Raw genomic sequence first — 5,392 nt, 5'->3', positions numbered from 1 at the left:
CGCCCTGGGCGTGGTGCCCGCCGCTGCCGCCGCGTCGCCGATCCGCATGCCTACCCCCGCTGTCAGAGCTCGACGATGGTCGTCCCGAAGGTGTCTCCGGTGAACAACCGGGTCAACGCGTGCGGGGCCCGATCGATGCCCGCGACCGGGGTCCGCGGGAGGGTGATCTCCCCGGCGCGCAGCCAGCCGCCGAGGCGCTCGCGCCACTCGGCCTCCAGGTCCGGGTGGTCCAGCAGGGTGAAACCGCGCAGGCTCAGTCCGAGGGTGCAGACCCGGAAGGCGTCGACCACCGTGGGCGCGTTGCCGCCCGGGAGCTTCGGGTCGAGCTGCCCGGACAGCGCCCCGACCACCGCGATCCGGGCGCCCCGGCGGGCCGCGTCCACGGCGGCGGTCAGCTGTTCGCCGCCGACCAGGTCCAGCACCACGTCGACGCCGTCCGGCGCGGCCTCGGCCAGCTGTTCGGCGAGCGGGCGTTCGCCGGGCACCAGCACCGCGTCGTAGCCGAGTTCGGCGGTCAGCCGTCGCGCCTTGGCGGCCGAGCGGGTGGTGCCGATCACCCGGGCCGCGCCCAGCAGCCGCGCGATCGGCCCGGCCGCGGTGCCGACCGCGCCCGCCGCGCCGAGCACCAGCACCACGTCGCCCGGGCGCACCCCGGCGGAGCGGGTCAGGCCGCCGTAGCCGGCCGAGGCGGCGGAGACCAGGGCCATCGGATCCGGGAAGTCCGGGGGGACCGGGGTGACGTGCTCGACCCCGGCGAGGGCGACGTCCCGCCAGCCGTACAGGTGGGTGACGAGGTCGCCCGGGCGCAGCGGTCCGTCCTCGGGCGCGGCCAGCACCTCGCCGAGGGCCGGGCCGAACAGCGCGTCGCCGGGGGCGATGTGCGGCACCGGCAGGCCGGAGCCCCCGCCGCCGATCAGGGTGCGCAGCCCGGGGAAGACCAGGAAGGCCCGGTTGCGGACCAGCACCTCGCCGGGCCCGGGCGCGGGCAGCGCCTCCTCGGCCACGGTGAAGTCCTCGGGGGTGGGCAGTCCGGTCGGCCGGGTGGCCAGCCGGACGACGCGGGCGGTGGTGGGCAGGGCCATGGCGGCGCTCCTCGCGGTGGAAGGGGTGGGTACGGCGGCCGGTCGGCCGCGCGGTGCCCGGACGCTAAACCCTGACCCGTGCGTCAGGGGCAAGCCGCCGGGCGCGCCAGCCGTCTGACGTCGGGTGGGAGGCCAGGTCTCCTAGAGTCGCCTGCGGTACGACCGTACGACCGCATCGCTGTGAGCCGCACGAGAGGGAAGAACCCATGACCGAGCAGCCCCCCGAGCCCTTCGAGCACGTCGACGAGGACTGGCGGACGGCGCTGGCGATCGTCCCCCACCCCGACGACATGGAGTACGGCAGCGCCGCGGCCGTCGCCCGCTGGACCGCCCAGGGCAAGAAGGTGGTCTACGTGATGGTCACCAGCGGCGAGGCCGGGATCGACTCGATGGACCCCGCGGAGTGCGGCCCGCTGCGCGAGGCCGAGGAGCTCGCCTCGGCGCGCGTCGTCGGCGTGGACACCGTCGAGTTCCTCGGCTACCCGGACGGCGTGGTGGAGTACGGGCTGCCGCTGCGCCGCGACATCGCCCGGGCGGTGCGACGGCACCGCCCGGACATCGTGATCACCAGCAGCTTCCGGGACACCTACGGCGGGGTGACGCTCAACCAGGCCGACCACATCGCGGTCGGCCGGGCCACCCTGGACGGGGTGCGGGACGCCGGGAACCGCTGGGTGTTCCGCGAACTGCTCGCGGAGGGCCACGAGCCGTGGAACGGCGTACGGCAGATCTGGGCGGCGGCCTCGTCGGAGGCCCGGCACGCGGTGGACACCACCGACCACTTCGACCTGGGCGTCGCCTCGCTGGCGGAGCACAAGGCGTACCTGGCCGGGCTGGGCGGGGCGATGGCGGACCCTCGGGAGTTCCTGGAGGGCTTCTGCCGGGGCGCGGGCACCCGGCTGGGGACGCGCTTCGCCGTCCCGTTCGAGGTGTTCCCGCTGCGCTGAGTCAGGTGCGCCGAGTCAGGCGTCCGTGCCGGTGCCGGTGCCGGTGCCCGAGCGGCGTCGGCGCCGGTAGCGCAGGAGCCGGCGCAGCAGGAGCGCCGCGACCAGCACTCCCAGGCCGATCGCGAACCACAGCTGGTAGTGGACCGCCGTCCGGTACACGGCGCCGATGTTCTCCCCGGCGACGTAGCCGACGGTGCTCCAGACGCCCGTCCACAGCACGGCGCCGAGCAGGTTGAACAGCAGGAAGGGGCGCGGGGGCATCCCGACCGTCCCGGCGATGATGCCGTTGTACTGGCGCAGCCCGTCCACGAAGCGGGCGACCGTCACCACCTGGCCGCCGTGCCGGGCGAAGAAGTCGTCCGCTCGCTCGATCCGGGCCTCGGTGAGCAGCACGTAGCGGCCCCAGCGGTGCACGAAGGCACGCCCGCCGGTGTGGCCGATCAGGTAGCCGAGGCCGTTGCCGAGCGCGGCGGCGCCGGTCGCGATCAGCAGGACGGCGGCGAAGTCCAGGTGCCCGCTGCCGGCGTACACCGAGGCGAGCACCAGGATGGTCTGCCCCGGCACCGGGATGCCGCAGTTGTCCAGCAGCACGAGCAGGGCCACCGCGAGGTACCCGTAGTGGTCCAGCAGTGGCGCGAGCCCGGCCAGTGCCCCGGGCAACGGGGTCGTCGGGGCGGACACCGTCCGTCACCTAGAGCGGCCCCGGGGTGGCGGGGGAGTCGGTCAGTGGTTCGCCCCGCGGGACGGGAGGTGTTCGATGTTGCAGTCGGGGCCGGGGTAGATCAGGCCTTCGTGGCCGTCCTCGAAGCGGACCAGGTACGGCGGCTCGCCGTTGGTGCCGCGCACCTCGGTGATGATGCCCTTCTGGTCCACCATGCCCACCGACCTGCTGTGGATGTGGAGCTGGTCGCCTACCGCTGCGTGCATGGTCTGCTCCTCGGTTCGTGGTGTCCGCCTGCGCGGCGGTTCCGCCTTCCACTGTGCTGCGGGGGCGGCGGGCTCGCAACGCCTCGGGCGGACGGGGCGCGAGCGGATCGCGGGGCGCGCGTCAGTGGGCGGACGGCTGTTGCGCGAGGTAGCCGCGCATCAGCCGCTTGCATTCGGCGATCAGCGCCGGATCGCCCTCGGGGTCGCCGCGGAAGGCCAGTTTGAGCACCGCGTCGGCGGCCTCCAGGGCGACCCGCAGGGTGAGCGTGGTGGCCGCCGGGTCGCCCGTGGAGAACACCTCTCCGCCGAGTGCCTGGAGCCGCAGCGCGACGGCGGTGTTGTTGTCGACGCCCGCGTCCAGCAGGTGCGTCTCGTCCCGGACCCCGGAGGGCACCGCCGTGTCCGCGAGCCCGAAGTCGACCTGGCCGAAGCCGGGCACCGCGCGCTTCATGGCGACGAACTCCTCCACCGCGAGGTCGGTGAAGGCGGCCGGGCCGACCGGGGCGGCTCCGGCGAGCCGGGCGTCGAGCCGTTGGAGGTAGTGGTCGAGGTTGCGGGTGGCGAGCGCGGCCAGCAGGTCCTCCTTGCCGGCGAAGAACTGGTACAGGGTGCCGATCGGCACCTGGGCGCGCTGGGCGACCTCCTTGGTGGTGAGCGCGGTCGCCCCGACCTCGTCCAGCAGCTCGGCGCAGGCGTCCAGGATGCGGCCGTACCGCTCCTGGCTGCGCTGCTGGACCGGCCGCCGCCTGGTGGTCGGTCCGGGGCTGTGGTGACTCCGAGTGTCCGCGCTCATGAACTCACTGTGCCGTATCCGCTGTTCCGGCGGCGAATCACCGGGGCGGGGAAGTGCCCGAGTTGCGGGTGAGGAGGGAATCCACTGGTGGCCGGAGCTGAACGGCACGGTGGCGGGAAGGTGTCCACGGGTTGGCGTTGGTCTTGTCGTGGACGCGAAGGCCGGTTCATACTCCTGAGGTGGATCACTTTGTGTGATCATCTTACACCTCTTTGTGATCATCGTTCCTTCAGGTGATGTTCCGTCGCACGCCCCGTCGCGCGTCCCGTCGAACGGAAGGAGGGGATCGGTTCGGTGACCCTGCACTCCGGAGGGCGTGAGGCCCTCGACACCGAGCACCGCCGCCAGTTCCTGGAGTCCGGCTACCTGATACTGCCCGGCCTGCTGCCGGAAGCCCTGCGCGAACGCCTCGCCCCCGAGGTCGACCGCTGGGTGGACGAGGGACTGCGGGCCCGCTCGATCGCCGCCTGTACCGACCCCGACCGGTACGGCCCGCCCCCGGTGCTGGAGCTGGAGCTCCCCGCCCACGGCGAACTGCTCGTCCACCCGCCGCTGCTGCGCGCCCTGGCCGGGCTGATCGGCCCGTCCTTCGTCTTCCACCACCTGCACAGCGACCGCCACGCCCCGGACATCCCCGGCAAGGCCTGGCACCACGACTGCGAGCCCAACGACCTGACCGACCCGTCCCTGCTGATGGTCCACGCCCTGCACTACCTCGGCGGCCTGGACGAGAAGGTCGGCAGCCTGGCCGTGCTGCCCGGCTCGCACCGGAACACCGCCGGCAAGACCGCCTACGCCCACCGCGGCACCGCCGAACTGCCCGGCGAGGTGGTGATCGACCGGCTGCCGCCCGGCTCCACCGTGCTGCTCAACTCGGCGCTGTTCCACGCCCGCAGACCGGCACCCGACGGGCCGGGCAGACCCCGCTACTTCATCGACGCCTCCTACTGCCAGGTGGGAGCGCGCTGGCGCCCGGTGAAGCCGTACTGGCGGCGGATGCTCGCCCGGGCCCGCGAACTGGACCTGGCCGACGGCCAGTGGCCCGAGCTGTTCGCGGAGCGGCACTTCACCGAGTACACCGGAACCGTCTGAGGAGCACTGCCGTGGAGATCGTCACCGCCGTCGCCTACCCCGAGGTCCACGACGCCTTCCTGCGCGACCACCCGGTCGGGCGGGCCCACGAGGCGAACAGCAACATGTACGGCGAGGAGAACCTCGACCGCGCCGACCGGATCCCCGGCGGCTGGTGGCGGGTGCGGCTCTCCCGCGCCGACGTCCTCGGCGTCGTGCTGCCCTGGCACCTCAGCGAGGGCGGTGCGCTCGAACTCGTCCCGCGCTCCGGGCTGACCGTGGGCCAGGCTGCCGACCGCATCCGCTCCGGCGGTGCCGCCTGGGCCACGGCCAACCCGGTCTGCGCGGCGAAGCTGCGGCTGCTGCGCTGGGCGCCGTTCACGCCGCTCTTCCTCGGCACCGAACCGGTCGACCACCCCGACTACGCGGACCTGGAGGTCCGGGCGGGGCTGATCCACATCGACGGCCTGCACCGCATGCTGTCCTGGGAGTTGGCCGGACGACTGCCCTCACGGGCCGGGCTGGACGGCTACCTGGTGGGCGATCCCGGGGTCCTCGCCGGAGTGGGGCCG

Annotated in this window: 7 protein-coding genes; 3 read left to right on the top strand and 4 right to left on the bottom strand. The window is 73.8% G+C overall.

Annotated features, from left to right (window positions below):
* Positions 1–62: 62 nt before the first annotated feature.
* Positions 63–1,082 (bottom strand): NADP-dependent oxidoreductase, encoded by a 1,020-nt coding sequence (locus J0670_RS28925; RefSeq protein ID WP_207814642.1) that lies wholly within the window; start codon positions 1,080–1,082, stop codon positions 63–65.
* Positions 1,083–1,288: 206 nt separating this feature from the next.
* Here J0670_RS28925 and J0670_RS28920 point away from each other — a divergent pair, with 206 nt between their 5' ends.
* A complete protein-coding gene (locus tag J0670_RS28920; protein ID WP_207814641.1) occupies positions 1,289–2,029 on the top strand; it encodes a PIG-L deacetylase family protein in 741 nt (246 codons plus the stop codon).
* Between the two features lie 15 nt (positions 2,030–2,044).
* Here the strand turns inward: J0670_RS28920 and J0670_RS28915 are convergent, their stop codons facing one another.
* The 3 genes from J0670_RS28915 to J0670_RS28905 all read right to left on the bottom strand — a co-directional run bounded on the left by J0670_RS28915 (position 2,045) and on the right by J0670_RS28905 (position 3,749).
* Positions 2,045–2,710: a DedA family protein gene (locus J0670_RS28915; protein ID WP_207814640.1), complete on the bottom strand. Its 666-nt coding sequence runs from the start codon at positions 2,708–2,710 to the stop codon at positions 2,045–2,047.
* Positions 2,711–2,752: 42 nt separating this feature from the next.
* The gene (locus J0670_RS28910) at positions 2,753–2,956 is read right to left on the bottom strand and encodes a DUF1918 domain-containing protein (protein WP_207814639.1); all 204 of its coding nucleotides are present in this window, start codon (positions 2,954–2,956) and stop codon (positions 2,753–2,755) included.
* Between the two features lie 121 nt (positions 2,957–3,077).
* Positions 3,078–3,749, bottom strand: a complete 672-nt coding sequence (locus tag J0670_RS28905; protein WP_207814638.1) for a TetR/AcrR family transcriptional regulator — start codon at positions 3,747–3,749, stop codon at positions 3,078–3,080.
* A 294-nt stretch (positions 3,750–4,043) separates the two neighbouring features.
* Between J0670_RS28905 and J0670_RS28900 the strand changes: the two genes are divergently transcribed.
* The gene (locus J0670_RS28900) at positions 4,044–4,841 is read left to right on the top strand and encodes a phytanoyl-CoA dioxygenase family protein (protein ID WP_307806743.1); all 798 of its coding nucleotides are present in this window, start codon (positions 4,044–4,046) and stop codon (positions 4,839–4,841) included.
* Between the two features lie 11 nt (positions 4,842–4,852).
* Positions 4,853–5,392, top strand: a 540-nt coding sequence (locus tag J0670_RS28895) for a DUF6309 family protein (RefSeq protein ID WP_207814637.1), incomplete at its 3' end; no start/stop codon positions are given.

Origin of the sequence: Streptomyces sp. FH025 (assembly GCF_017427025.1) — a bacterium.
Taxonomy (GTDB): domain Bacteria; phylum Actinomycetota; class Actinomycetes; order Streptomycetales; family Streptomycetaceae; genus Kitasatospora.
This window is presented reverse-complemented; position numbering and strand designations above follow the sequence as displayed.

Excerpts from the sequence above, each read along its gene's own strand:
- J0670_RS28925 (WP_207814642.1), bottom strand. The coding sequence starts at position 1,082 with ATGGCCCTGCCCACCACCGCCCGCGTCGTCCGGCTGGCCACCCGGCCG.
- J0670_RS28920 (WP_207814641.1), top strand. The coding sequence starts at position 1,289 with ATGACCGAGCAGCCCCCCGAGCCCTTCGAGCACGTCGACGAGGACTGG.
- J0670_RS28910 (WP_207814639.1), bottom strand. The coding sequence starts at position 2,956 with ATGCACGCAGCGGTAGGCGACCAGCTCCACATCCACAGCAGGTCGGTG.
- J0670_RS28905 (WP_207814638.1), bottom strand. The coding sequence starts at position 3,749 with ATGAGCGCGGACACTCGGAGTCACCACAGCCCCGGACCGACCACCAGG.